A 25555-nucleotide genomic window follows, 5' to 3' on the forward strand; every position below is an offset into this window, starting at 1 on the left:
CCGGCCCTCCCGACCCGGAGAGTCCGCTACCCGTCATCCCTGCGCCGTACTCGCAGGAGCAGGCGCTTCAGTACCTGCAGTACCTCGACGGCATGATCGACGAGGCCGTCGATACCCTCGACTTCGCGGCAGCGGAGAGCGGCTTCCACCGGTACAGGGTGCCCAAGCTGGAGCATCAGGTGATCAACGTGAGGCACCTCAACCACCACATGGCTCAGCTCGCCGACAGGCTCACCGCGGCAGGTGTCGGCGCGGTGCGCTGGGTGGGGGCCAGACGGCCCGCCTGAGGACTTGATGGTGAGCGGCCGGTCAGCTCGGAGAACACGCGACCAGCTTCGCAAGAGGATGGTGGGTCGCCCGGGACTCGAACCCGGAACCCGCTGGTTAAAAGCCAGCTGCTCTACCGATTGAGCTAACGACCCCAGCGGGGGAGAGCCGACCGCCCGCGGCGCGTGCCGCGGCGCGCCGCCGGGGAGCGAGCGCTCGCCCGGCGCCGCGCGCGTTCCCGATGATACCGCGTCGAAGACGCTCGCCGGGCGTCCCGCGCCGTCGCCACGATCCGCCCGCCGGAGCTTGCCGGTGCGAGGCTCCCGGGCGTCCGCGCCGTGCCTCCGCCGGAGCTGCCCGACGCGGAGACGCCGGTGTTTCTCCCCGGGTCCCGCTCGCCTTGTTGGGGGGTGGGGCCGTTGCTAGACTGACGCCATCTCGTGTTCGTGAAATCGCGCACGAGTGCCCATGAGATGGGTGAGCGCGGCCCACGGCGCGAGGAGGTGCGGCGGCGCCCGAGGGCGAGGCGCCGCGGCGCTCACGGGAACGCGGAGGACAGGGAGGGGCGCAAGTGTACGCCGAACTGCTGATGATGTTCCTCGCGGCCGGCCTCATCGCGGCGCTGGCGCTGGTGGCCGGCTCCCTCGTGGGCCCCAAGCGCGCCACCGAGACGACGCTGTCGCCCTACGAGTCCGGCATACCAGCGCTGGGCACGGCCCGCGAGCGCTTCCCCGTCCACTTCTACCTGGTGGCGATGATCTTCATCGTCTTCGACCTCGAGACGGCCTTCTTCTACCCGCTGGCCGTCAAGTTCAGGGCCGCCCCGCAGTTCCTCCTCGCCAACGCCGTGATCTTCGTCCTGCTGCTGGCGGTGGGGTTCGTCTACCTGCTGCGCAAGGGCGTCTTCCACTGGAAGTGAGCATGGGACTGCGCGACCTCTTCGAGAAGGACGTTCAGGAGCTCGAGGCCGAGGGCATCCTGTTCACGACCCTGCAGAACCTCGTCAAGTGGGGCCGCAGCAACAGCCTGTGGCCCGTCACGTTCGGCCTCGCCTGCTGCGCCATCGAGATGATGGCGGCCACGAACTCGCGCAACGACCTGGCGCGCTTCGGCTCAGAGGTGTTCCGCGCCAGCCCCAGGCAGGCCGACGTCATGATCGTCGCCGGACGCCTGTCGAAGAAGATGGCGCCGGTGATGCGACGCGTCTACGAGCAGATGCCGGAGCCGAGGTGGGTCATCAGCATGGGCGCCTGCGCCTCGTCTGGCGGCATGTTCAACAACTACGCGATCGTGCAGAACGTCGACTCCGTGGTGCCGGTGGACATCTACGTCCCCGGCTGCCCGCCGCGCCCGGAGGCGCTGATCTACGCCGTGCAGCAGCTACAGAAGAAGGTCAGGGGCGAGGCGTTCGACGAGCGGGGCGTCGCCCTGCCGATGGTCGAGGGCTGGTCGCGCTAGTGGCCCGCGTCTGGTACACGCCCCACAAGCCGGCCGAGGCCGAGGCCCTGCGGCGCGCGTCCGTCGAGGCGCTCACCGGGCTGGGCGGCGCGGTCCGGGAGTTCAAGGGCATGGTCAGCGTCACGCTGCCCAAGGAGTCGCTGATCGAGGGGCTGCGGCGCGTCAAGGAGCTCGGCCTCGAGATGCTCACCGACGTCCACGGCATGGACTACCTCACGTACCCGGGACACCAGGGCAAGCGCTTCTCCGTCGTCTACAACGTGCACGACGTCTCCGGCGCCGCGCGGCTGTTCGTGCGGGTCGACCTCGACGACGGCGAGACCGTGCCCACCTGCACCGCGATATGGCCCGGCGCGAACTTCCTCGAGCGCGAGTGCTACGACATGATGGGCATCGTCTTCGAGGGCCACCCCGACCTCCGCAAGATCCTCACGCCCGAGGACCTCGAGGGCCACCCGCACCGCAAGGACTTCCCGCTCGGCGAGACGCCGACGCTGTTCAACGACGGCCGGTTCATCGACCCGCCGTCGTTCCGCGCCGGCCTCACCGGCCGCGACCCCGGCCTCACCGGGTGGAAGGGCGGCGCCCGCGCCGGCGTCAAGGCCACGCAGGTGCCGGTGCCGCGCTCGAAGCTGGCGAGCAACCTCGACGCCGAAGAGGCGGGTGAGGGCTGATGGCCGCGCGGGCGCCCGAGACGCGCGCGCCGGCCGGGGATGGCCTCGGCGCGTTCGAGACCAAGCGGATGCGCATCAACGTGGGCCCGCAGCACCCCAGCACGCACGGCGTGCTGCGCCTCGTCGTCGACCTCGACGGCGAGCGGATCGTCTCCCTCAAGCCGTACGTGGGCTACCTGCACACCGGCTTCGAGAAGACGATGGAGAACCGCACGTACCAGCAGTGCGTGACGTACTCCAACCGCATGGACTACGTGAACGGCTTCGCGCACGACCTCGCCTACATGCTGGCCGTCGAGAAGCTGATGGACGCCCGCGTGCCCGTGCGGGCCCAGCGCATCAGGGTGATCCTCGTCGAGCTCAACCGGATCGCCAGCCACCTCGTCTTCTTCGGCACGGCGCTCCTCGACATGGGCGCGCTGACGCCGTTCTTCTACTGCATGCGCGAGCGCGAGAAGATCCTCGACATCTTCGAGGCCGTCAGCGGCGTGCGCATGAACTACGGCTACTTCCGCGTCGGCGGTCTCTACCGCGACGTGCCGGAGGACTTCGAGCCGATGGTGCGCGACTTCGTGCGCACCTTCCCCGACTACCTCGCGCAGTACGAGGACCTGTTCATGGGGAACGACATCCTCGAGGCCAGGACGCGCGGGGTCGGCGTGCTCACGAGGCAGCAGGCCCTCGACTGGTGCCTCACCGGCCCGTCGCTGCGCGCCAGCGGCGTGCCGCTCGACTTCCGCAAGGCCGCGCCCTACTCCGGCTACCAGGACTACGACTTCGACGTCCCCTGTTACGACGACGGCGACATCTGGGCCCGCATGCAGGTGCGGATGGACGAGATGCGCGAGAGCCTCGGCATCGTGCGTCAGGCCATGGACATGCTCGAGCCCGGCCCCGTCATCGACCCCGACCGCCGCATCAGCCTGCCGCCGCGCCGCGAGCTCGAGACCTCGATGGAGGCGGTGATCTTCCACTTCAAGCTCGTCACCGAGGGGTTCCACCCGCCCAAGGGCGAGGTCTACGTGCCCACCGAGAGCGCGCGCGGAGAGCTCGGCTACTACATCGCCAGCGACGGCGGCTCGATGCCTTACAGGGTGAAGGTCCGCGCCCCCAGCCTCGCGAACCTGCAGTCGCTCGAGGTGTCGAGCAAGGGCGGGCTCTTCGCCGACATGGTCATCAACATCGCCAGCTTCGACCCGGTGCTAGGAGACGTCGACAAGTGATCGAGCTGCAGACCGTCACGCCCTTCTTCGCCGACAAGCAGGAGCGCCTGCGGGAGATCCTGGACCGCTACCCGCCCGAGGGCCGGCGCAGCGCGCTGATGCCGCTGCTGTGGGAGGTGCAGAGCGCCGAGCGGCACGTCTCCGAGGCGCGCATGCACGAGATCGCCGAGATCCTCGGCATCAACGTCACCGAGGTCAAGGGCGTGATGACCTTCTACTCGACCTACCACGAGCAGCCGGTGGGCAGGTACCACCTGCAGGTCTGCTCGACGCTGTCGTGCTCGCTGGCCGGCGCCGACGAGATGTACGACCGCCTCGTGCAGGAGCTGGGGATCGTCAACGGCGAGCGCGACCGCGAGGGGCGCTTCAGCCTGCAGAAGGTCGAGTGCCTGGGCTCCTGCGGCTCCGCCCCCGTGCTGCAGGTGAACGACACCTACTACGAGCGGGTCACCAAGAGCCGCTGCGCGCAGCTCATCGCGGCGCTGCGCCGCGACCAGATGCCGGAGCCGTGGCGCGAGCGCGGCGGCGACAACGAAGGGCCCGACGAGGCCGCGCCGTTCTCGCGGGACGGGACGGGGACCCAGGCGCCGGCGGGCGCCTCTCCCGAGGCCTCGCGCCCGGGGGGAGGCGAGGGCTGATGGCGGGCGCCGCGGCCGTCACGCCGCCGGGGGAGGGGCCCATCACCAGCCGCCACGACCCGCGCTTCGAGGTCACCCTCTACCGCCACGTGGGCGTGCCTGGCTCCCACACGCTGGAGTTCTACCGCTCGCACGGGGGCTACGAGGCGGCGCGCAAGGCCCTCACGACCATGACCCCCGAGCAGGTGATCGACGAGGTCAAGGCCTCCGGCCTGCGCGGACGCGGCGGCGCCGGCTTCCCCACGGGCGTGAAGTGGTCGTTCATGCCGCCCGTCGACGACCGCCCCCGCTACCTGCTGTGCAACGCCGACGAGTCGGAGCCCGGCTCGTTCAAGGACCGCTACATCCTCGAGGACGACCCGCACCAGCTCATCGAGGGCATGATCATCGCCGCCTACGCCATGCGCGCCACGTACGGCTTCGTCTACGTCCGCGGCGAGTACCACCTCGGCTACGAGCGTCTGTGGCAGGCGGTGAGGGAGGCGCGCGAGGCGGGCCTCTTGGGCCGGGACGTCCTCGGCGCCGGCTACGCCTTCGACATCACCGTGCACCGCGGCGCCGGCGCCTACATCTGCGGCGAGGAGACCGCGCTGATGAACTCCCTGGAGGGCCTGCGCGCGAACCCGCGACTCAAGCCGCCGTTCCCGGCGGCCGCTGGCCTCTACGGGCAGCCGACGACGATCAACAACGTCGAGAGCCTGGCCAGCGCCGTGCACATCATCGCCAGGGGCGCGGCCTGGTTCTCCGCGATGGGCACGGAGGACAGCAAGGGCACGAAGCTCTACCAGGTCTCCGGGCCCGTGCGGCGCCCCGGCGTCTACGAGATGCCCATGGGCGCCAGTTTCAGGGAGCTGATCTACGACATGGCCGGCGGGCCGACCATGGAGCCCAAGGCCTTCATCCCCGGCGGCTCTTCGACGCCGATGTTCCCCTGGCGCGACGAGTTCCTCGACATGCCCATGGACTTCGGCACGCTGGCGAAGAACGGCTCGATGCTCGGCACCGGCGGCGTGATCGTGATCCCGCGCGAGAAGTGCATCGTGAACGCCATGTACAACGTCGTGCGCTTCTACGCGCACGAGTCGTGCGGCAAGTGCACGCCGTGCCGCGAGGGCGTCGCGCACTGGCTGCCGCTGCTCTACAAGAAGCTCGTCGACGGCCTCGGGACCATGGAGGACGTGCAGCTCATCGAGGACCTGGCCAACAACATACGCGGCACGGCGTTCTGCCCGCTCGCCGACGCCTGCGTGATGCCCGTGCAGGCCAGCTTCAAGTGGTTCCGCGACGAGTACGAGCACCTGGCCACGCACAAGGTGCCCAAGTACCCCAAGAGCGACTGGTGGCAGGCATGAGGGTCAAGGTCAACGACGTCGAGCTGGACCTCGCCCCCGGCACGAGCGCGATCGACGCCGTGTTCGCCGCGGGCGACGACGTGCCGTACTTCTGCAGCCAGGAGTACATGTCGCCCATCGGGGCGTGCCGCATGTGCCTGGCGCGCATCGGCGCGCCGCGCAAGGACAAGGACGGCGCCTGGATCCTCGACGAGCAGACGGGCGAGCCGAAGATCTTCTGGTTCCCGAACCTCATGGCCACCTGCACGACGCAGGTCATGGAGGGGATGGTCATCGACACGCGTTCCGAGCCCGTGAAGCGGGCCCAGAACTCGATGGTCGAGTACACGCTCATCAACCACCCGCTCGACTGCCCCGTCTGCGACAAGGGCGGCGCCTGCGAGCTGCAGGACCGCGCCTACGAGTACGGCTCAGGCATCTCGCGCTTCGAGTTCGACAAGCGCCACCAGGAGAAGCACCACGCGCTCTCGGAGCTGATCACGCTCGACAGGGAGCGCTGCATCCACTGCAAGCGCTGCGTGCGCTACTTCGAGGAGGTGCCGGGCGACAACGTGCTCGACTTCATCGAGCGCGCCAACCGCACCTACATCGGCACCGCCGAGGACGGCCTGCCGAGCAACTTCACCGGCAACATCACCGACATCTGCCCGGTGGGCGCGCTGCTCGACACGACCAGCCGCTTCCGGGGGCGCAACTGGGAGTACCACCACACGCCGTCCGTGACGATGGACGACCCCACCGGCGCCGCCGTGTGGATCGACTCGCGCACCGGACGCGTCGAGCGCGTCAAGGCGCGCCTCAACCCCGAGGTCAACAAGACCTGGATCGACGACGGCACGCGCTTCGGGCACGAGTACGTGGACCACCCGTCGCGCCTGCTCACCCCGCTGGTGCGGCGCGGCGGCGAGCTCGTGCCGGCGTCGTGGGAGGAGGCCGCGGCCCTCGTCGCCGAGCGCCTCGGCGGCCTCAGCGGCAAGGACGTCGGCATCGCCTTGCGCGCCGACGCGACGCTCGAGGAGGGCGTGGGCGCGCTGGCGCTCGCCGAGCACCTCGGCACCGGGCAGGTCGACCACGCCCCGCGGACGGCGGCCTCGGTGGTCCCGCCCCCCGACCTGCGCGCGACGATCGCCGACCTCGCGACCGCCGACGCGATCCTCGTCGTCGGCGACGTCACCGAGGAGGCGGGAATCCTCGACCTCAGGATCAAGGACGCCCTCAAGGGCGTCACCCCGCCGGAGCTGCTGCCGCACGGCGTGCCCATCGCCGACCTGCGGCTCAAGGAGCGCATGCCGCGCCGCCGGGAGGTCCTCGCCGTGGCGGCGCCCTACCGTGTGGACCTCATGCGCTGGGCCGGAGCGGCGCTGCGCTACGCCCCGGGGCAGGAGGCGGCGCTGTTCGCCGCGCTGTCCGGCGAGGCCGGCGCCGAGGCGACCGGCCTGGAGCCCGACCTCGTGAGCGGCGTCGCCGCGCGCCTGAGGGCGGCAGCGCGCGCCGTGGTCGTTCTGGGCGGGACCGTGCTGGCCTCGCGCGAGGCGACGGAGGCGGCGCTGGCGTTCGCGCGCTCCGCGGGGGCGAAGGCGCTGCTCGTCGGTCCGATGGCCGACAGCCACGGCCTCGAGCTGATCGGCGTGCTGCCCAGCCACGCCAGCTACGCCTACCCGGCGATGCTCGAGACGGCGCGGGCCCTCGTCCTCTCCCACCTCGACCCGGCGCAGGACCCCGACGTCGCCGAGCGCCTCAAGCAGAAGGACCTGCTCGTCGTCCACGACAGCTTCATGACCGAGACGGCCGCGCTCGCCGACGTCGTGCTGCCGGCCAAGACCGTGTACGAGCGCGACGGCACCGTCGTGAACCTCGAGGGGCGGTTCCTGCGCGTCAACGCCGCGCCCGTCGAGGGCGGCGCCAGCGAGGACCTCACGGGCGTCGTCCGGTACCTCGGCGAGGCGCTGGGCCAGCGGCTCGAGGGCCGCAGCGTCAGGAGCGCCCAGCGCGTGCTGCGCCAGCGCCTCGACCTCGAGCTCGCCGACCTCCCCGAGTGGGGCGCGTTCCTCGAGCCCAAGCCGGCGGCGCGCGGCGTGCCAGCGCCGGCCGAGCCGCAGGCCAGGCGCCGCGGCGGCAACGTCGTCGTGGCGCCGTCCATGGTGAGGGCCGAATACGCCTACCTCAACCCACGCCTGCTCGCCGAGCGCGGCGGACCGCTGCTGCGCGTCAGCCCTGACGACGCCGCGGCCCTGGAGCTCAGGAGCGGCGACGACGTGCGCCTGCGCGTGGACGGCCTGTGGCGCCGCGCGACCGTGCACGTCACCGACGCGGTGCCGGCCGGGCTGATGACGATCGCCGCCACGCCGGACCAGCCGCAGGGCCTGGCCCACGCCGACCTCTCCAGCCTCGTAGTCCTCCGCGACAGGGAGGCGGTGGCGTCGTGAGCGACTACGTCCGCGACCCGCTGTTCGTGACGTTCGTCAAGGCGTTCGTGCTGTGCCTGATCCTGCTGGGCGGGTTCGCCTACATGACGGTCATCGAGCGCAAGCTCCTGGCGCGCTTCCAGCACCGCTACGGGCCGAACCGCGTCGGGCTCTTCGGCCTGCTGCAGCCGATCGCCGACGCGCTCAAGTCGATATTCAAGGAAGACCTGGTCATGACCAGCGCCGACCGCGTGGTCTACGTGCTGGCGCCGGCCATAAGCATCGTGTGCGCGCTCTCGGCGTTCGGCGCGATCCCGGCCGGACCGCCGGGCAGCCTCTTCGGCTTCAACCCGTGGGTGATGGACCTCGACGTCGGCGTGCTCTACGTCCTGGCCGTGACCAGCCTGGGCGTCTACGGCATCTTCCTCGGCGGCTGGGCGTCGAACAGCAAGTACGCGCTGCTCGGCTCCCTGCGCTCCTCGGCGCAGATCATCAGCTACGAGCTGGGCCTCGGCCTGTCGGTCCTCGCCGTGATCATGGTGACCGGCACCCTGAACCTGCGGCAGATCGTCGACACCGGCATCTGGTCGGTCAGCCCCTGGCTGTGGCCCGGTCTGGCGCTCGCGATGCTGACGTTCCTGATCTCCGGGACCGCCGAGGTGAACCGCACCCCGTTCGACCTGCCCGAGGCCGAGCAGGAGCTAGTCGCGGGCTACCTGACCGAGTACTCGTCGATCAAGTGGGCGCTCTACATGATGGCCGAGTACGTGAACATGTTCACGGCCTCGGCCTTCATCAGCACGCTGTTCCTGGGCGGCTGGCGCGGCCCTGCCTTCGTCGACAGGATCGTCCCCGGCATGTCCCAGTGGCCGTTCGTCTGGCTGGTGCTGAAGATCGCCTTCTTCCTGTTCCTGTTCATCTGGCTGAAGGCGACGCTGCCGCGCCTGCGCTACGACCAGCTCATGCGCTTCGGCTGGCTCTACCTGTTCGAGGTCGCCCTGGCGGGCGCGCTGCTGACGGGGACGGTGATCGCCTTTGTGTTGTGACCCGAGCGTGACAGGGAGGCAGGCATGAGCGTCATCGACATCGCCAAGGGCATGGGCGTGACGCTGTCCCACCTCTTCAAGCGGCCCGTCACGGTCCAGTACCCGGAGCAGCCCGTGCGCCTGCAGGCGCGCTTCCGCGGACGGCACCACCTGCTCAGGCACCCCGACACGGGCCTCGAGAAGTGCATCGGCTGCTCGCTGTGCGCCGCCGCGTGCCCCTCCTACGCGATCTACGTGGAGGCCGCCGAGAACGACCCGAACGACCCCGTGTCGGCCGGGGAGCGCTACGCGAAGATCTACGAGATCAACATGCTGCGCTGCATCTTCTGCGGCATGTGCGAGGAGGCGTGCCCCACCGGGGCCATCGTGCTGGGCCACGAGTTCGAGCTCGCCGACTACCGCTACGAGGACTTCGTCTACCGCAAGGAGGACATGCTGGTAGGCACCGTCGGCAGCAAGTGGCAGCGCCGCGAGGCCGCGGCGAAGGGCACCGAGGTGAAGGTCGGCTTCGTCGCCGACCACAGGCCGGAGCTGGAAGGCGTCGACTACTGATGCCGGCGGCGTTCCGAGCGGCAGGCAGGGGAGGGGCGTCGGCGGGATGATCGGCTTCCTGATCGTCGCCGCGCTGGCCGTCGCCGGCGGCGCGCTCGTGATCACGGCGCGCCAGCCCGTGCACGCCGCGCTCGGCCTGGTGGGCACGCTGCTCGCCGTGGCCGTGGCCTACGTGATGCTCGACGCCCACTTCCTGGCCGCGATCCAGGTGATCGTCTACGCCGGCGCCGTCATGGTCCTGTTCCTGTTCGTGATCATGCTGCTCAACGTCGAGCAGCAGCCGCCCGCCGCCCGCTGGCCCTGGCTGCGCTGGGCGGCCTACGGCGTGGGGCTGCTCGGCGCCGTGGCCGTCGCGGGCACGGTGCTGGCCGAGCGCCGCCCCGGGCCGGACCAGGCGGCGGTCGACGCCGTGCTGCAGGGCGGCAGCGCCGAGCGCATCGGCACCGTGCTGTTCAGCGAGTACCTGCTGGCCTTCCACCTCGTCGCCGTGCTGCTCCTCACCGGCGTGATCGCCGCCGTCAGCCTGGTGCAGCGCGCCGGCGAGGAGCGCGGCCCCGAGGCCGTCGCCGTCGTGACCGAGGAGGAGCCCGCCATGAGAGCGAGCGAGCCGGCGTGAGCGTCCCCAGCGAGTACTTCGTGGCGCTCAGCGCCGTACTGTTCGGGCTCGGCGCCGTGGGCGTCGTGACGCGCCGCAGCGCGATCCTCGTGTTCCTGTCGATCGAGCTGATGCTCAACGCCGCGAACCTGGCCATCGTCGCGTTCGCGCGGCGCTGGTCGGTGACCGGCGGCGCCCACGCGCTCGAGGGCCAGGGCGCCGTGTTCATCGTCCTGGCCGTCGCCGCGGCCGAGGTCGCCGTCGGCCTCGGCATCCTCGTCGCGATCTTCAGGTACCGGGTCACCACCGACGTGGACCAGCTCGCCGAGGTGCGCGGATGACGGACGCGGTCGTCACCACGGTCCAGGTCGTGGCCCTGGCGCCGCTCGCCGCGCTGGTGGGCGCGCTCGTCAACGGCCTCTTCGGGCGCGGCATGCGCGAGCCGACAAGCGGCGTCGTCGCCTCGGCCGCCGTGGCCGCCGGGTTCGTGCTCTCTCTCGTCGCCTTCCTCGCCTACCCGGCCGGCGCCGAGGGCTTCAGGTACGTCTTCGCCGAGTTCCTGCGCGCGGGCGACCTGACGGTCGACCTCGGGTTCCTCATCGACCAGCTCAGCCTGACCATGTGCCTGGTCATCACCGGCGTCGGCCTCCTGATCCACGTCTACTCGATCGGCTACATGAGGGGCGACCCCGGCCACGCGCGCTTCTTCGCGCAGCTCAACCTGTTCGTCGCGGCGATGCTGGTCCTCGTCCTCGCCGACTCGTTCCCGCTGATGTTCGTCGGCTGGGAGGGCGTGGGCGTGTGCTCGTTCCTCCTCATCGGGTTCTGGTACGAGCAGCGCGCGAACGCCGACGCGGCCCGGAAGGCGTTCATCGTCAACCGCGTCGGCGACGTCGGCTTCCTCATCGCGATGTTCCTCACCTTCAAGGTCTTCGGCTCGCTCGACGTGTCGGCGGTGACCGAGGCGGCGCGCGGAGTGGCATTCGGCGACCCGGCGCTCACGGCCATCGGCCTGCTGTTCCTGCTGGCCGCGGCGGGCAAGTCGGCGCAGCTGCCGCTGCAGCTCTGGCTGCCCGACGCCATGGCGGGCCCCACGCCGGTCTCGGCCCTCATACACGCCGCGACGATGGTCACGGCCGGCGTCTACCTGATCGCGCGCGCCGGCGGCCTGTTCGCGCAGGCTCCAGCCGCCGCCGCGACCGTGGCGTGGGTCGGCGTGCTCACGGCGCTGGTCGCCGCCGTGGCCGCCTTCGCCCAGACCGACATCAAGCGGATCCTCGCCTACTCGACGATCTCGCAGGTCGGCTTCATGGTCGCCGCCGTCGGCGCGGGCGCCTACTGGGCCGGCATCTTCCACGTCGTCACGCACGCGTTCTTCAAGGCCCTGCTGTTCCTCGGCGCCGGGTCCGCGATCCACGCCTTGGGCGGCGAGCAGGACGTGCGCCGCATGGGCGGCCTGGGGCGGCGCATGCGCGTGACCGGCACCACGTCGCTGATCGCCACGCTGGCGATCGCCGGCGTGCCGCTCCTGTCGGGGTTCTTCTCGAAGGACGCCATCCTCTCCGGCACGCTGACGAGCTCGCTGCTCGATGGCGCCGGCGGGCCGGTCCTCTTCGCGCTGCTGCTCGTCACCGCCGTGCTCACCGCCGCCTACATGTTCCGCTGGTACTACCTCGTGTTCGCCGGCGAGGAGCGCCTCGCCGCCGAGGCCAAGGCTCACGTCCACGAGTCGCCGGCCGTGATGACGGTGCCGCTGGTGGTGCTGGCCGTGGGCAGCGTGCTCGCCGGCTACCTGGGCCTGCAGGCGTTCGTCGGCCGCAACCTCATCGCCGAGTGGCTGGCGCCGGTGACGGCCGCCGTGGAGTTCCGCCACCTGTCGCTCGGCGCCGAGTGGGCGCTCGTGGCCGCGTCGGCGCTGGCGGCGCTCGCCGGGCTGGCGGCCGGCTACTGGCTCTACGCCGTCGACAAGGGCCGCACCGTCAAGCGGCTCGAGCCCACTCCCGTGGCCGCGCTCGCCCGCGGCGGCATGGGCTTCGACGCCGCCGCGCAGGCGCTGCTCGTGCGGCCGGGCGAGAGCGTCGCCGAGGGACTCGCCGCGCTCGACCGCGACGTCCTCGACCGCGGCCTCGCCGCGGCGGCCGGCGGCGTGGCCCTGCTGGGCCGCGTGGCCACGCTGTGGCAGACGGGCCACGTGAGGCTCTACGCGCTGGCCATGCTCGGCGGTGCGGTCGCCGTGGCCGCCGTCGCGCTGATCGCGGGGGTGCTCAGGTGATCGCCCTCCTGCCGCTGCTCGTTCCCCTGGTGGGGGCCGCCCTGGCCGCGCTGGCGGGCGAGCGCCGCGGCGCGCTCGTCGCCGCCTCCCTGGCCAGCACGATCGCGACGTTCGCCGCGGCCCTCTTCCTGCCCGGCGCCCCCGCCTTCCAGAGGGCGTGGCTGCCGGGGCTGGGCGTCAGCTTCTCGCTCGACCCCGGCGGCGCCGCCTCGGTGCTCGTCGTGGTCGTCGCGCTCGTCATGGTCCCCACCGCGCTCGTCGCGGCGCTGACCGTCGAGGAGCGTCCGGGCCGGTTCGTGGCCTGGCTGCTGCTGGCCCAGGCCGGCCTCGGCGGGATCTTCATGGCCCGCGACCTGCTGGTTTTCTACGTGTTCTGGGAGGGCACGCTGATCCCCAGCCTCCTGCTCCTCGGCGCCTACGGCCTCGAGAAGCGGCGCGCCGCGACGCTGAAGTACCTCACCTACGCCGTCGGCGGCTCGTTCGTGATGCTCGTGACGATCCTCGCCCTCAAGGCGCTCTCCGGCGCCGCGTCGTTCGCCCTCGCGGACCTCGTGCTCGCCGCCCAGGACCTGCCGGCGGGCACGCAGGCCTGGCTCTTCGCCGGCCTGGCGCTGGGCATGGCGGTGAAGGTGCCCCTGTGGCCGCTGCACTCCTGGCTCGTGGACCTCAACGAGCAGAACCACCCCTCCGGGGCCGCCGACGTCCTCGGCACGCTCTACAAGGTGGGGGCCTACGGCTTCTTCGCCTGGGCGCTGCCGATCCTGCCGCTCGGCGCCGAGCGCCTCGCGCCGCTGTTCATCGCACTGGGCGCGTTCACGGCCGTCTACGGCGCCGTCGTCGCGACGAGCCAGACGCATCTCAAGAGGCTCCTCGCCTACGCCTCCCTGTCGCACATGGGCATCGTGACCGTGGGCGTCTTCGGCCTGCACGTCGCGGGCCTGAACGGCGCGATCTACTTCCTCGCCGCGCAGATGCTCTCGACCGGCGGCCTGTTCGTCGTCAGCGGGCTGCTCTACGTCAGGCGGCGGTCCTTCGACGTCGACGCCTACGGCGGCATCGCCAAGAGCGCGCCGGCGCTGGCGGCGCTGTCGCTGTTCCTGATCTTCGCGTTCATCGGCGTGCCCGGCCTTGGCAACTTCCCCGGCGAGTTCCTGAGCCTGCTCGGCGCTTACCAGGCCGCGCCGCTCGCCGCCGTGATCGCGACCCTCGCCGTGATCGGCGCCGGCGTCTACGGGGTGAACGTCTACCAGCGCCTGTTCCAGGGCCAGCAGCGTGAGGCGACGCGCGACCTCGGGCCGGTGGAGCTCTACCTGCTCGTGCCGTTCGTGGCCGGCGTGATCTGGCTGGGCGTGGCGCCGGCGCCGCAGCTCGAGCGCATCGAGGCGCAGTCGCAGCTCGCCGTGCTGCAGCTCGCCGCCGACGACCAGGCGCCCGACGAGCTGGCGCTGGGAGGTGCGAAGTGACCTTCCCGCCCGCCCTCGACGTGGACTGGGGCCACCTCGCCCCGGCGCTCACCCTGCTCGTCACCGCCGCCGTGGGCCTGCTGCTGGCTCTGTACCAGCGCGACTCGCGCCTCACGGCCGGCACGGTGCTCCTGGGCCTCACCGGCGCGTTCGTCCTCAACCTCTCCCTGTTCATGTCGGGCAGCGCGGGGGGCGCGAGCTTCGGCCTGCGCTACCTCGCCGACGTGCCGGCGCTGGCGCTGAACTTCGTGATCATCGTCGGCACGGCGCTGGCCGTGCTCGTCAGCTACGACCAGCTCGAGCGCCTCGACATGGACCACCCCGAGTACTACCCGCTGATGGTGCTCTCGGCGCTGGGGGCGATGGTCATGGCCGCCGCCGGCGACCTGATCACGCTGCTGCTGGGCCTCGAGGTCCTCTCCCTGCCCGTCTACGTCCTCTCGGCGTGGCGTCCCGCGGCGCGCCAGTCGGAGGAGGCCGGCATGAAGTACTTCCTGCTCGGCGCCTTCGGCTCGGCGGTCCTCGTCTACGGCGCGGCGCTCCTCTACGGCGCCTCGGGCAGCTTCGTCTACGAGAACGTCGTCGCCGCCCTGGCCGGCGGCGAGGCGGTCGACCTCGCCACGCTCGGCGCCGCTCTCGTCCTCGTGGGGCTGTCGTTCAAGGCCGCGCTGGCGCCGTTCCACCAGTGGTCGCCCGACGTCTACACGGGCGCGCCGACGCCGGTCGTCACGTTCATGAGCGTGGTCGTGAAGGTAGGGGCGTTCGCGGCCCTCGTGCGCCTGGTGTCGACGGTGGCGCCGGACGTCTCCCCCTGGCTGCAGGGCGCGCTGGCCGTGGCCGTGGCGGCCACGCTGGTGGTGGGCAACCTCGCCGCGCTCCTGCAGCGCGGCGTCAAGCGGCTGCTCGCGTACTCGGCCGTGGCGCACGCCGGCTACCTGGGGCTGGCGGTGCTCGCCCCCGACCACGGCGGCGTGGAGGCGTCGGTATGGTACCTGACCGCCTACACGCTGATGAACGCGGGAGCCTTCGCCGTGCTCTCGCTCGTAATGGACAGGAACGACCAGGGCGACGACATCGAGCGCTTCGCCGGCCTCGGCCAGACCAGGCCGGGGCTCGCCCTGGCGCTCACGGTCTTCCTGCTCAGCCTCGGCGGCATCCCGCCGCTGGCGGGCTTCGCGGGCAAGGTGATGGTCTTCTCGGCCGCCGTCGAGGCCGGGTACCTGTGGCTCGCCCTGCTCGGCATCATCACCAGCGTCGTCGCGCTCGTCTACTACTTCCGCGTGGTCGCGGCCATGTACTTCCGCCGGCCCGAGTACCCCGCCCCCACGTTCCGCTCCACGGCCACGGAGATCGCCATCGCCGCCGCCCTGGCCGGCACGGTCCTCCTCGGCCTGCTGCCCGGCTGGTGGCACGACGCGGTGCGCGGGGCGCAGGCGGCCCTCGGGTTCTGACGAGCCGCCTCCCCGCGTAAGAGCCCGGTCAGAAGCGCGCCGTTACATTGCTGCGGGGTCGAAGAGCGCCGTCCCGGACGGCGCGGCTCGAATCTGCGAGAGATGGGAAGTACTTGGCTGTGGTGCGATCACTCGTCGACTACGATTCTCGGACGGTGGACCTGAGCCAGATGAAGCTGCTGCTCGTCGACGACGACGAGGCTTCGCTGGTGCTGGTGAGGGGCATCCTCGAGCGGGCCGGCTACGAGCACGTGCACACCTGCGACGAGCCCCTGCGGGCCGTCGAGCGCTTCATGGAGATCAGGCCCGACCTCGTAGTCCTCGACATGCACATGCCGGGCCGCGACGGCCTGCAGGTCCTCGGCGACCTGCGTCCGGTGCTCCCCGAGGCCTTCCCGGTCATCATGGTCACCGGCGACGCCCGCCCCGAGCTGCGCGACGCGGCGCTCGCGAGCGGCGCCAAGGACTTCATCAACAAGCCCGTGAACCCCACGGAGACGCGTCTGCGCGTCCGGAACCTGCTGGAGGCGCGCTACTACCAGAAGCAGCTCGAGGAGCAGAACGACCGCCTCGAGGAGGCCGTGAGGCGCAGGACGCTCGACCTCGAGCACTCGCAGCTCGAGATGCTCGTGAGGCTGGCGCGCGCGGCCGAGTACCGCGACGACGACACCGGCGAGCACACCTGGCGCGTGGCCCAGACCGCCGGCGCGATCGCCAGGCGCCTGGGGCTGGGCCCCGTGCGCGTCGAGATGCTCATGCGCGCGGCGCGGCTCCACGACGTCGGCAAGATCACCGTGCCGGACAGGATCCTCCTCAAGCCGGGCGACCTAACCGAGGAGGAGTTCAAGGTCGTGCGCGGCCACGCCAAGGCCGGCGCCGAGCTGCTCTCCGGCTCGCGCTCGCCCACGATCCGCCTCGCCGAGGTCATCGCCCTCAACCACCACGAGCGCTGGGACGGCAAGGGCTACCCCAACGGCCTCTCGGGCGAGGCGATCCCGCTCGAGGCCCGCATCGTCGCCGTCGCCGACGCGTTCGACGCGATGAGCCGCGACCGCGTGCACAGGCGCGCGATGACGCTGCCCGAGGCGATAGCCGAGGTGAGCCGCAACGCCGGCACGCAGTTCGACCCGGTGGTCGTCGAGGCGTTCCTGCGGGCGGTCGACGCCGGCGAGATCGTCTACCAGGAGGTCCCCGCGCGCTGAGGCGGGCGCGCGTCCCTCGTCCTAGACCTGCGCCGACCGCCTCATTTACAGTTCGGGCGTGCCCGACCCCGTCCAGCACTACCTGTCGCTGCTAGGCGAGCTCGACCCCGTCGAGATCCTCCGCGCGACCCCGACACGCCTGAAGGAGTACGTCGAGGGCTCGACGTCGGCCGACCTCGACGCCCCCTACGCGCCGGGCAAGTGGAGCCCGCGCGAGGTGCTCGCGCACCTGGCCGACGTGGAGATCGTGATGGGCTTCCGCCTGCGCCAGCTGGTCGCGGCGCCGGGCGTCGAGGTGCAGCCGTTCGACCAGGACGCGTGGGCGCGGCGCTACGGCAAGCTCGACCCGTCGCTGGCCGTCGAGTCGTTCGCGGCGCAGCGCGCCTGGAACCTGGCGCTGATCGCCGGGTTCACGCTCGAGGACTGGCTGGCCGAGGCCTACCACCCCGAGCGCGGCTTCGAGAGCGCCGACCTGATGGTGCGCATGATGGCGGGGCACGACATCAACCACCTGGCCCAGCTGGGCCTGTGAGGGTCGTCCACGGCGGCCGGCTCGCGGCGTCGCCGCGGGATGCCGGCGCGGGGAGGCTCCCGCCGCTCGCCTAGGCCCGCCCCGGCGTCGCACGGCGGCCGTACGGCGCCCCGGAACGGCTCCGGAACGCGTCCCGCCCCCGTGGTAGAGTCCGCACCCATGGCAGTCGAACAGACCTTCGCCATGGTCAAGCCGGACGGCGTGCGCCGCGGCCTGACCGGCACGATCATCTCCCGCATCGAGGCCAAGGGCTTCACGATCAGGGCGCTGAAGCTCATGCGCATCAGCCGCGAGCTGGCCGAGCGCCACTACGGCGAGCACGCCGGGAAGCCGTTCTTCGAGGGACTCGTCTCGTTCATCACCTCGGGCCCCGTCGTCGCCATGGTGGTGGAGGGCGAGAACGCCATCGCCGAGTGGCGCAAGATGATGGGCGCCACGAACCCGAAGGACGCCGCCCCCGGCACGATCCGCGGCGACCTGGCCACGACCATCGACGAGAACGTCGTCCACGGCTCCGACGCCCCCGCCACCGCCGAGCGCGAGATCGGCATCTTCTTCGACCAGAGCGAGCTGGTCTAGGAGGCGCGACTTGCCAGGTCTCTCCCAGGCGATCCTGAGCCTCAAGGGCTCGTCCACCGTCGCGTTCGACGGACGCGCCAAGGAGCTGATCCGCCAGGGCGTGGACGTCGTCGTCATGACGGCGGGCGAGCCCGACTTCCAGCCGCCTCAGCACGTGCTCGAGGCGGCGCACGAGGCCATCCGCCTCGGGAAGACCAAGTACACGCCCTCGGAGGGCACCGTCGAGCTCCGCGAGGCCATCGCCGCCAAGTTCCAGCGCGAGAACGGCCTGACCTACGGCGTCGACCAGGTGATGGTCTCCACCGGGGGCAAGCAGGTCCTGTACAACGGCTTCCTCTCGGTCCTCGACCCGGGCGACGAGGTCGTGATCATGGCGCCCTACTGGGTCTCCTACCCGGCCCAGGTGCGCCTCGCCGGCGGCGTGCCGGTGGTCGTGCGGACGCGGCCCGAGGACGGCTTCGTGCCCGACGTCGACGAGGTGAAGGCCGCGTTCACGCCGCGCACGAAGGCCGTCGTGATCAACTCGCCCTCGAACCCCACCGGGGCCGTGTACCCGCCCGAGGTGGTGCGGGCGATCGCCGAGCTGGCGGCCTCCCGCGACGTGTGGGTCTTCGCCGACGACCTCTACGAGCACCTGGTCTACGAGGGCGAGTTCACGCCCGCCGCGCGGTTCGCCCCCGACCACACGCTGGTGATCCACGGGGCCAGCAAGGGCTACGCGCTCACGGGCTGGCGCATCGGCTTCGCGGCCGGGCCGCGCGACCTCATCAAGGCCATGAACAGGCTGCAGGGCCAGTCCACCTCCGGCGCGAACGCCGTCGCCCAGCACGCGACGGTGGCGGCGCTCAACGAGGTCGAGAAGACCGCCGAGTTCCAGCGCATGACGCGCGCCGCCTACGTCGAGCGCCGCGACGTGCTCGTCTCCGGCCTGAACCGCCTCGGCCTCAAGACGCCGCTGCCGCAGGGCGCGTTCTACGCCATGGCCGACGTCACGCCGCTCGACCCAGACGAGGGCGAGGCCGCCGCCCGCCTCCTCGAGGAGGCGCGCGTGGCGGTCGTGCCGGGCACCGACTTCGCCGCCCCCGGGCAGGTGCGGTTCAGCTACGCGACCAGCCTCGACAAGGTCGAGGAGGCGCTGCGCCGCATCGAGGCGCTGGTGTCGTAGGGCGCTGGCCCCGCGGGGCCCGGTGCGAACAGCGGGCCATAGACTCGGTCCGTGAACGCCCCAGACTCGCGGTTCAGGACGATCATCGAGCCGTTCCGCATCAAGGCGGTCGAGAGGATCCGCTTCACGACGCGGGAGGAGCGCGAGGCGGCACTGGCCGCCGCCGGCTACAACCTCTTCGGCCTGCGCGCCGAGGACGTCCTCATCGACCTCCTCACCGACTCGGGCACCGGCGCGATGTCGAGCGCGCAGTGGTCGGCCATGATGCGCGGCGACGAGAGCTACGCCGGCAGCCCGTCGTTCTACCGGTTCGAGGCGTCCGTCAAGGGCATCACGGGGTTCGCCCAGGTGCTGCCCACGCACCAGGGCAGGGCGGCGGAGCGCATCCTCTGCAGCGTCGCGGTGCGTCCCGGCGACGTCGTGCCCAACAACACGCACTTCGACACCACCCGCGCCAACGTCGAGGCCGTCGGGGCCACGGCGCTCGACCTGCCCTGCGACGAGGCCGGCGACACCTCCTCGGACCACCCCTTCAAGGGCGACATGGACGTACGGGCGCTGCGCCGCGTGCTGGACGAGCACCGCGGCAAGGTGCCGCTGGTGATGCTCACGGTCACGAACAACTCGGGCGGCGGCCAGCCGGTGAGCATGGCGAACGTGCGCGAGGTCAGCGCCGTGTGCCGCGAGCACGGTGTGCCGCTGTTCATCGACTGCTGCCGCTACGCCGAGAACGCCTACCTCGTGAAGCTGCGCGAGCCGGGCTACGCCGACAGGTCGCCCCGCGACATCGCGAGGGAGATGTTCTCCTACGCCGACGGCGCGACGATGAGCGCGAAGAAGGACGGGATGGGCAACATCGGCGGCTTCCTGGCCCTGAACGACGAGGCCCTGGCGCAGGCGGCTCGCAACCAGCTCATCCTCACCGAGGGCTTCCCGACCTACGGCGGCCTCGCCGGCTACGACCTCGAGGCGCTGGCGGTTGGCCTCGAGGAGGCGCTGGAGGAGGACTACCTGCGCTACCGCATCCGCTCGGTCGAGTACCTGGGCGAGCGGCTCCTCGCCGCGGGCGTCCCCATCGTCAGGCCCACCGGCGGCCACGCCGTCTACATCGACGCCAAGGCGCTCCTGCCGCACGTGCCGCAGCGCGAGTACCCGGCCTGGGCGCTGTCGCTCGTGCTCTACCTCGAGGGCGGCGTGAGGTCGGTCGAGATCGGCTCGGTGATGTTCGGCCGCCAGCCCGACGGCAGCGAGAAGCCCGCCCGCCACGAGCTGGTGCGCCTGGCCTTCCCGCGACGCACCTACACGCAGAGCCACGTGGACTACCTGGCAGAGGTCATCGCCTACGTCGGCTCGGTCCGCGACCGCGTCCGCGGCGTGCGGGTCGTCGAGGCGCCGCCGGTGCTGCGGCACTTCACGGCGCGCTTCGAGCCCGCGCACGGCAGCCTGCTGGCCTGAGGGGGCGGGGAGACAGTCCGCCCGCGCTGGGGGCCGGTGCTCTCGCCACGCACCAGGCCCATCGACCCGAGGCATGGTGCCTCCCGCGGCCGCCGGCGACCTGACGGCCGATGGCGCCCGGCGGGCCTGCCGCCCGCGGCCGTTCGCCTCCTGACGGCCGCCGATGTACCCTGCCCGAATGCGCCTCAGCGTGGAGCTCGTCCCCCGCGACGCCGAGTCGCTGGCCGCCCAGCTCGACGAGCTGGTCTGCCTGGGAAGCGTCGACACCGTGAACGTGCCCGACCTGGCGCAGTTCGCGCTGCGCGGCTGGCAGGCGGCGCTCCAGGTGCGTTCGGCGGGCCGGTGGGCGGCCGTGCCGCACTTCCGGGCGGCGGAGGTGCTGGCTGACGAGGTGGCCGGCTGGCCGGTGCTGACCAGGCTGAGGTCAGGGGGCATCGACGAGGTGCTCGTCGTCTCCGGCGACGCGCTGCCGACGGGCGCCCCGTCGTCACCGACCGGCACGCCGGCGCCGGCGCCACCCTCGCCCGTGCCCGCCGCGCCCCCCGGAGCCGGCGCTCCAGCTCCGGAGGCGGCGGGGCCTTCCCTGGCGGTGGACGCGATCCGCTCCCTGAGGGCCGCCCACCCCGACCTGCGCGTGTACGCGGCCCTCGACCCCTACCGCAGCGGCTTCGCCGCCGAGCTCGCCTACGCCGAGGCGAAGCTCGACGCCGGCGCGGACGGGCTCTTCACGCAGCCGTTCTTCGACCTGCGGCTCCTCGCCGTGTGGCAGGAGCTCACGTCCGGCCTCGAGGTGTTCTGGGGCGTGACGAGCGTGACCTCGCCGCGGTCGCAGCGCTACTGGCTGTCGCGCAACCGGGCCGTCTTCCCGGCCGGTTTCGAGCCGACCCTGGCCTGGCACCGCGACCTCGCCGCGCGCGTCCTGGAGCACGTCGCCGGCAGCGGCGGCCACCTCTACTTCATGCCGATCCGCGTGAGCGTGCGCGACTGGCTGGGCGACCTGCTCGGCTGACGAGTGCCGAGCCGACGTCAGCGCGCGCCAGCACGGAGCCGACAGGCGCCCGGGCGCGTTCGACGCGGGTCGAGACAGTCCCCACCGACACCGCGCGACGCCCACCCGCGCCGGGCTCAGTCCGCCGCGACCGACGGGGAGTACGCCAGGTAGGGAGCGAGCCAGGCCTCCGTCTCCGCGACGCTCGCTCCGCTGCGCGCGGCCAGGTCCTCGACCTGGTCGCGGGCGAGCTTGCCGACGCCGAAGTAGCGCGCCTCGGGGTGGGCGAGGTAGAGGCCGGCCACGGCCGAGGGAGGCGTCATGGCCAGCCCCTCCGTGAGGGCGACGCCCGTCGCCGCGGTGGCGTCCAGGAGCGCGAAGATGTCGCGCTTCGTGCGGTGGTCGGGGCAGGCGGGGTAGCCGGGCGCCGGCCTGATGCCGCGGTAGCGCTCGGCGACCAGGTCCTCCTGGGACAGCTCCTCGTCGGGGGCGTAGCCCCACAGCTCCCGCCTCACGCGCTGGTGCATCCGCTCGGCCAGGGCCTCGGCCAGGCGGTCGGCGAGCGTGGTCAGCAGGATCGCCGAGTAGTCGTCGGCAGCGGCCCGGTACGCGGCGGCGCGCTCCGCGGCGCCGTGGACGCTGACGGCGAAGGCGCCCACCCAGTCGTCGACCCCGGAGCCCTCCGGCGCCACGTAGTCGGCGAGGGCGAGGTTCGGCTGCCCCGGGCGCTTGGCGGTCTGCTGCCTGAGGGTGTGGAGGACCCGCGCGACCCGCGACCGCGTCTCGTCCTCGTAGACCAGCACGTCGTCGCCGCGCGACGCGGCGGGGAAGAGGCCCACCACGGCCCGGGCCTCGAGCCAGCCCTCGGCGACGACCCGTTCGAGCATGGCTCGCGCGTCGGCGAACAGGGCCCGCGCGGCCTCGCCCTTCACCGGGTCGTCGAGCACGGCCGGGTAGCGCCCCGGCAGCTCCCACGCCGAGAAGAAGGGCCCCCAGTCGATGTACGGGAGGAGGTCGCCGAGCGGGTAGGGGACGAACGCCGTGACGCCCGGCCGCCGCGGACGCACGACGTGCGACCAGTCGGCGAAGCGGGGTGCCCGCGCCCTGGCCGCTTCCAGGCCGAGGAGCTCCCGCGCCCCCAGCGAGGCCTCGTGCTGCGCGCGCACGCGGTCGTAGAGCTCGCGCGTCTCCGCGGCCAGCGCCTCGCGCTCGCTCGGCGAGAGGGCGCGCGCCACCACGCCCACCGCCCGCGACGCGTCCGGCACGTGCACGGTGAGCCCGCCGTACTGCGGCGCGACCTTCACCGCCGTGTGGGCCCGCGACGTCGTCGCGCCGCCGATGAGCAGCGGCAGGTCGAGCCCGCGCCTCTCCATCTCCCGCGCCACGTGCTCCATCTCGAGCAGCGACGGGGTGATCAGGCCGGAGAGCCCGATCGCCTGCGCGCCCTCGCGCAGCGCCGTGTCGATGATCGCGTCCGCCGGGACCATGACGCCGAGGTCGATGACCTGGAACCCGTTGCAGGCGAGCACGACGCCGACGATGTTCTTGCCGATGTCGTGGACGTCGCCCTTCACCGTGGCGAGCACGACCTTGCCCGCCTGCGTACGGCCGCCCGCCGCCGGCCGCGCCTCCAAGTGGGGCGTGAGGGCGGCCACCGCCCTCTTCATGACCCTGGCGCTCTTCACGACCTGCGGCAGGAACATCTTGCCGCTGCCGAAGAGGTCGCCGACGACGTTCATGCCGTCCATCAGGGGCCCCTCGATCACCTCGAGCGGCCCCGGCAGCACCCGCATCGCCTCGAGGGCGTCGGCCTCGACGTGCTCGTCGAGCCCCTGCACGAGGGCGTGCTTCAGGCGCTCGGTCACCGGCCAGGAGCGCCACTCGTCGGCGGGGCGGGCCCGCTGGGCGGCGGCCTCGTGGCTGGCGGCGTAGGCCACAAGCCGCTCGGTCGCGTCCTCGCGCCTGTCGAACAGGACGTCCTCGACCAGCTCCAGTAGCTCAGGTTCGACCTCGTCGTAGACGGCCAGGGACCCGGGGTTGACGATGGCCATGTCGAGGCCGGCGTTGACCGCGTGGTAGAGGAACGACGCGTGCATGGCCTCGCGCACGCGGGCGTTCGAGCGGAAGGCGAACGAGACGTTCGACACGCCGCCCGAGGTGAGCGCGCCCGGCAGGTTGGCCTTCACCCACCTCACGGCCTCGATGAAGTCGACGGCGTAGCGCGCGTGCTCGCGCATGCCCGTCCCGACCGTCAGCACGTTGGCATCGAGGATGACGTCTTCCGCCGGGAAGCCGGCACGCTCGACGAGGAGACGATAGGCGCGCGAGAGCACCTCGATGCGCCTCTCGTAGGTGTCTGCCTGGCCCCTCTCGTCGAAAGCCATGACGACCACGGCCGCCCCGAAGCGCCGCGCCACGCCCGCCTGGCGCAGGAACTCGTCCTCGCCCTCCTTCAGCGAGATCGAGTTGACGATCGCCTTGCCCTGCACGTGCTTCAGGCCCTCCTCGATGACGGCGAAGCTCGAGGAGTCGAGCATCACCGGCACCTTCGCGACGTCGGGCTCGGAGGCGAGCAGGTCGAGGAAGGCCGCCATCGTGCGCGGTCCGTCGATCAGGCCCTCGTCGAGGTTCACGTCGATCGCCTGGGCGCCCGCCGCCACCTGCTCGCGCGCCACGGCCACGGCGCCGGGGAGGTCGCCGGCGACGACGAGGCGCCTGAAGCGCCGCGAGCCGGTGAGGTTCGTGCGCTCCCCGACGTTCACGAACGCCGAGCCGCGCGGCGCCGCCTCCTCGCCCGGAGCCGGGCCGATCACCAGCGCCTCCAGGCCGGCGAGCCTGGGGCGCGGGTCGCGCGGGGGCGGCACCCGCGGCGTCGCCTCCCGCGCCGCCGCGGCGAAGACGGCTATGTGCTCCGGGGTCGTGCCGCAGCAGCCGCCGACGACGTTCACCCAGCCGCTGGCGACGAACTCGCTCAGGACGCGCGCCATGTCCTCGGGCCCGAGGTCGTAGCCCCCGAAGGCGTTGGGCAGGCCGGCGTTCGGGTAGGCGACGGTGTAGACGTGCGCCAGGCGCGAGAGCTCCTCCACGTACGGCCGCATCTCCGCCGGTCCCAGGGAACAGTTCAGGCCCACGGCCAGGAGGTCGTGGTGCCGCACGGAGGTCCAGAACGCCTCCAGCGTCTGCCCGGAGAGGAGGCGGCCGGAGGCGTCGACGACCGTGCCCGAGAGCACCAGGGGAACGTCCCTGCCCGACGCGGCGGCCGCGTCCTCGCAGGCCTGCAGCGCCGCCTTGGCCATGAGCGTGTCGAAGACGGTCTCGACGAGGAGCAGGTCGACGCCGCCCTCGATGAGCGCCGTGGCCTGCTCGAGGTAGGCGGCGTGCACCTCGTCGAACGTCACGGACCTGTAGCCGGGGTCCTCGACGCGCGGGGAGTAGCTCAGCGACCTGTTCGTGGGGCCGATCGCCCCGGCGACCCAGCGGGGGCGCTCCGCCGTGGCGTGCCTGTCGGCCGCGGCGCGGGCCAGCCTGGCGGCCTCCCTGTTGATGTCGGGGATGGCCCCACCCAAACGGTACTCGGCCAGGCCGATCCGCGTGGCGTTGAACGTGTTCGTCTCGACGATGTCGGCGCCGGCCTCGAGGTAGGCCTCGTGGATCGCGGCGACCACGTCGGGGCGCGTGAGCACCAGCACGTCGTTGGCGCCCTTCAGGTCCACGGGGTGGTCGGCGAAGCGCTCGCCGCGGAAGTCGTCCTCGGAGAGGCCGGCGCGCTGGATCATCGTGCCCATGGCGCCGTCGAGCACGAGGACGCGCCGCTTCAGGTGCTCGGAGATCGCGTGCGCCACGGTGAGACTGTACGCCACGGGGTGGGATGGGGCGGCAGTCCGCCGGCGCGGGCCGCCGAGGTTGTACCCTGCGTCGACACGGGAGAGACGGATGGACGTGTTCGAGCGGGTCAGGGTGGACCTCGTGGACCGAGGGGCGTGCGTGACGACGCCCTACGGCCCTCGGCGGGTCACGTACGCCGACCACGTCGCCTCGGGCCGCCACCTGAGGTCGGTGGAGCGCGCCCTCGCCGACGCGGTGCTGCCGCTCTACGCCAACACCCACACGGAGGACAGCGCCCTGGGGGCGCACACGACCCGCCTCACGCACGAGGCGGCCGAGTACGTGAAGCGCTGCCTGGGCGCGGGGCCCGACTACAAGCTGCTGTTCCCCGGCACGGGCGCGACGGGCGCGCT

22 protein-coding genes, 1 tRNA gene and 1 pseudogene are annotated in these 25555 nt (G+C 72.1%); 22 read left to right on the forward strand and 2 right to left on the reverse strand.

What is annotated here, in order from left to right; all coding sequences use genetic code 11:
* Positions 1–287, forward strand: a 287-nt coding sequence (locus tag VF202_15115) for a hypothetical protein (GenBank protein ID HEX7041446.1), incomplete at its 5' end; no start/stop codon positions are given.
* A gap of 59 nt (positions 288–346) precedes the next feature.
* Here the strand turns inward: VF202_15115 and VF202_15120 are convergent.
* Positions 347–422 (reverse strand) — tRNA-Lys (locus VF202_15120).
* 416 nt (positions 423–838) lie between these two features.
* Between VF202_15120 and VF202_15125 the strand changes: the two genes are divergently transcribed.
* From VF202_15125 to VF202_15220, 20 genes and pseudogenes are all read left to right on the forward strand, one after another.
* The gene (locus VF202_15125) at positions 839–1186 is read left to right on the forward strand and encodes an NADH-quinone oxidoreductase subunit A (protein HEX7041447.1); all 348 of its coding nucleotides are present in this window, start codon (positions 839–841) and stop codon (positions 1184–1186) included.
* Between the two features lie 2 nt (positions 1187–1188).
* Positions 1189–1725 (forward strand): NADH-quinone oxidoreductase subunit B family protein, encoded by a 537-nt coding sequence (locus VF202_15130; GenBank protein HEX7041448.1) that lies wholly within the window; start codon positions 1189–1191, stop codon positions 1723–1725.
* Complete coding sequence (locus VF202_15135) at positions 1725–2399, forward strand: NADH-quinone oxidoreductase subunit C (GenBank protein ID HEX7041449.1); 675 nt, start codon at positions 1725–1727, stop codon at positions 2397–2399. The genes VF202_15130 and VF202_15135 overlap by 1 nt, the downstream gene beginning before the upstream one ends.
* The gene (gene nuoD / locus VF202_15140; GenBank protein HEX7041450.1) at positions 2399–3622 is read left to right on the forward strand and encodes an NADH dehydrogenase (quinone) subunit D; all 1224 of its coding nucleotides are present in this window, start codon (positions 2399–2401) and stop codon (positions 3620–3622) included. Before VF202_15135 ends, nuoD begins: the two co-directional genes overlap by 1 nt.
* Entirely contained in the window at positions 3619–4260 is a 642-nt protein-coding gene (locus VF202_15145; protein HEX7041451.1) for an NAD(P)H-dependent oxidoreductase subunit E, read from the forward strand. Before nuoD ends, VF202_15145 begins: the two co-directional genes overlap by 4 nt.
* On the forward strand, positions 4260–5612 hold the full coding sequence (nuoF, locus tag VF202_15150) for an NADH-quinone oxidoreductase subunit NuoF (GenBank protein ID HEX7041452.1): 1353 nt from the start codon (positions 4260–4262) through the stop codon (positions 5610–5612). Before VF202_15145 ends, nuoF begins: the two co-directional genes overlap by 1 nt.
* Positions 5609–8038, forward strand: a complete 2430-nt coding sequence (gene nuoG, locus VF202_15155; protein HEX7041453.1) for an NADH-quinone oxidoreductase subunit NuoG — start codon at positions 5609–5611, stop codon at positions 8036–8038. The genes nuoF and nuoG overlap by 4 nt, the downstream gene beginning before the upstream one ends.
* Positions 8035–9063 carry an NADH-quinone oxidoreductase subunit NuoH gene (nuoH, locus tag VF202_15160; GenBank protein HEX7041454.1) on the forward strand — a complete coding sequence of 343 codons (1029 nt, stop codon included), beginning with the start codon at positions 8035–8037 and terminating at the stop codon, positions 9061–9063. Before nuoG ends, nuoH begins: the two co-directional genes overlap by 4 nt.
* Before the next feature lie 21 nt (positions 9064–9084).
* Positions 9085–9615: pseudogene (gene nuoI / locus VF202_15165) on the forward strand (NADH-quinone oxidoreductase subunit NuoI).
* Between the two features lie 46 nt (positions 9616–9661).
* Entirely contained in the window at positions 9662–10231 is a 570-nt protein-coding gene (locus tag VF202_15170; GenBank protein ID HEX7041455.1) for an NADH-quinone oxidoreductase subunit J, read from the forward strand.
* Positions 10228–10551: an NADH-quinone oxidoreductase subunit NuoK gene (gene nuoK, locus VF202_15175; GenBank protein HEX7041456.1), complete on the forward strand. Its 324-nt coding sequence runs from the start codon at positions 10228–10230 to the stop codon at positions 10549–10551. Before VF202_15170 ends, nuoK begins: the two co-directional genes overlap by 4 nt.
* Positions 10548–12482, forward strand: coding sequence for an NADH-quinone oxidoreductase subunit L (gene nuoL / locus VF202_15180; GenBank protein ID HEX7041457.1), 1935 nt, complete (start codon positions 10548–10550; stop codon positions 12480–12482). Before nuoK ends, nuoL begins: the two co-directional genes overlap by 4 nt.
* Complete coding sequence (locus VF202_15185) at positions 12479–13945, forward strand: NADH-quinone oxidoreductase subunit M (GenBank protein HEX7041458.1); 1467 nt, start codon at positions 12479–12481, stop codon at positions 13943–13945. The genes nuoL and VF202_15185 overlap by 4 nt, the downstream gene beginning before the upstream one ends.
* Entirely contained in the window at positions 13942–15396 is a 1455-nt protein-coding gene (locus VF202_15190; protein ID HEX7041459.1) for an NADH-quinone oxidoreductase subunit N, read from the forward strand. Before VF202_15185 ends, VF202_15190 begins: the two co-directional genes overlap by 4 nt.
* Positions 15397–15551: 155 nt before the next feature.
* Positions 15552–16598 carry an HD domain-containing phosphohydrolase gene (locus VF202_15195; protein ID HEX7041460.1) on the forward strand — a complete coding sequence of 349 codons (1047 nt, stop codon included), beginning with the start codon at positions 15552–15554 and terminating at the stop codon, positions 16596–16598.
* Between the two features lie 58 nt (positions 16599–16656).
* A complete protein-coding gene (locus VF202_15200; protein ID HEX7041461.1) occupies positions 16657–17130 on the forward strand; it encodes a DinB family protein in 474 nt (157 codons plus the stop codon).
* A gap of 159 nt (positions 17131–17289) precedes the next feature.
* Positions 17290–17709, forward strand: a complete 420-nt coding sequence (gene ndk, locus VF202_15205; GenBank protein HEX7041462.1) for a nucleoside-diphosphate kinase — start codon at positions 17290–17292, stop codon at positions 17707–17709.
* A 10-nt stretch (positions 17710–17719) separates the two neighbouring features.
* Positions 17720–18874 (forward strand): pyridoxal phosphate-dependent aminotransferase, encoded by a 1155-nt coding sequence (locus tag VF202_15210; protein HEX7041463.1) that lies wholly within the window; start codon positions 17720–17722, stop codon positions 18872–18874.
* Positions 18875–18925: 51 nt separating this feature from the next.
* A complete protein-coding gene (locus VF202_15215; protein HEX7041464.1) occupies positions 18926–20329 on the forward strand; it encodes a tryptophanase in 1404 nt (467 codons plus the stop codon).
* 178 nt (positions 20330–20507) lie between these two features.
* Positions 20508–21338, forward strand: coding sequence for a methylenetetrahydrofolate reductase (locus tag VF202_15220; protein HEX7041465.1), 831 nt, complete (start codon positions 20508–20510; stop codon positions 21336–21338).
* A gap of 116 nt (positions 21339–21454) precedes the next feature.
* On the opposite strand, the gene metH is transcribed toward VF202_15220, so the two are convergent.
* A complete protein-coding gene (metH, locus tag VF202_15225; GenBank protein HEX7041466.1) occupies positions 21455–25159 on the reverse strand; it encodes a methionine synthase in 3705 nt (1234 codons plus the stop codon).
* Between the two features lie 91 nt (positions 25160–25250).
* Here metH and VF202_15230 point away from each other — a divergent pair.
* Positions 25251–25555 (forward strand): hypothetical protein (locus VF202_15230; protein ID HEX7041467.1); only part of this gene is annotated, 305 nt, incomplete at its 3' end.

It is taken from the genome of Trueperaceae bacterium, assembly GCA_036381035.1.
In the GTDB taxonomy this organism is placed as follows: Bacteria; Deinococcota; Deinococci; order Deinococcales; family Trueperaceae; genus DASRWD01.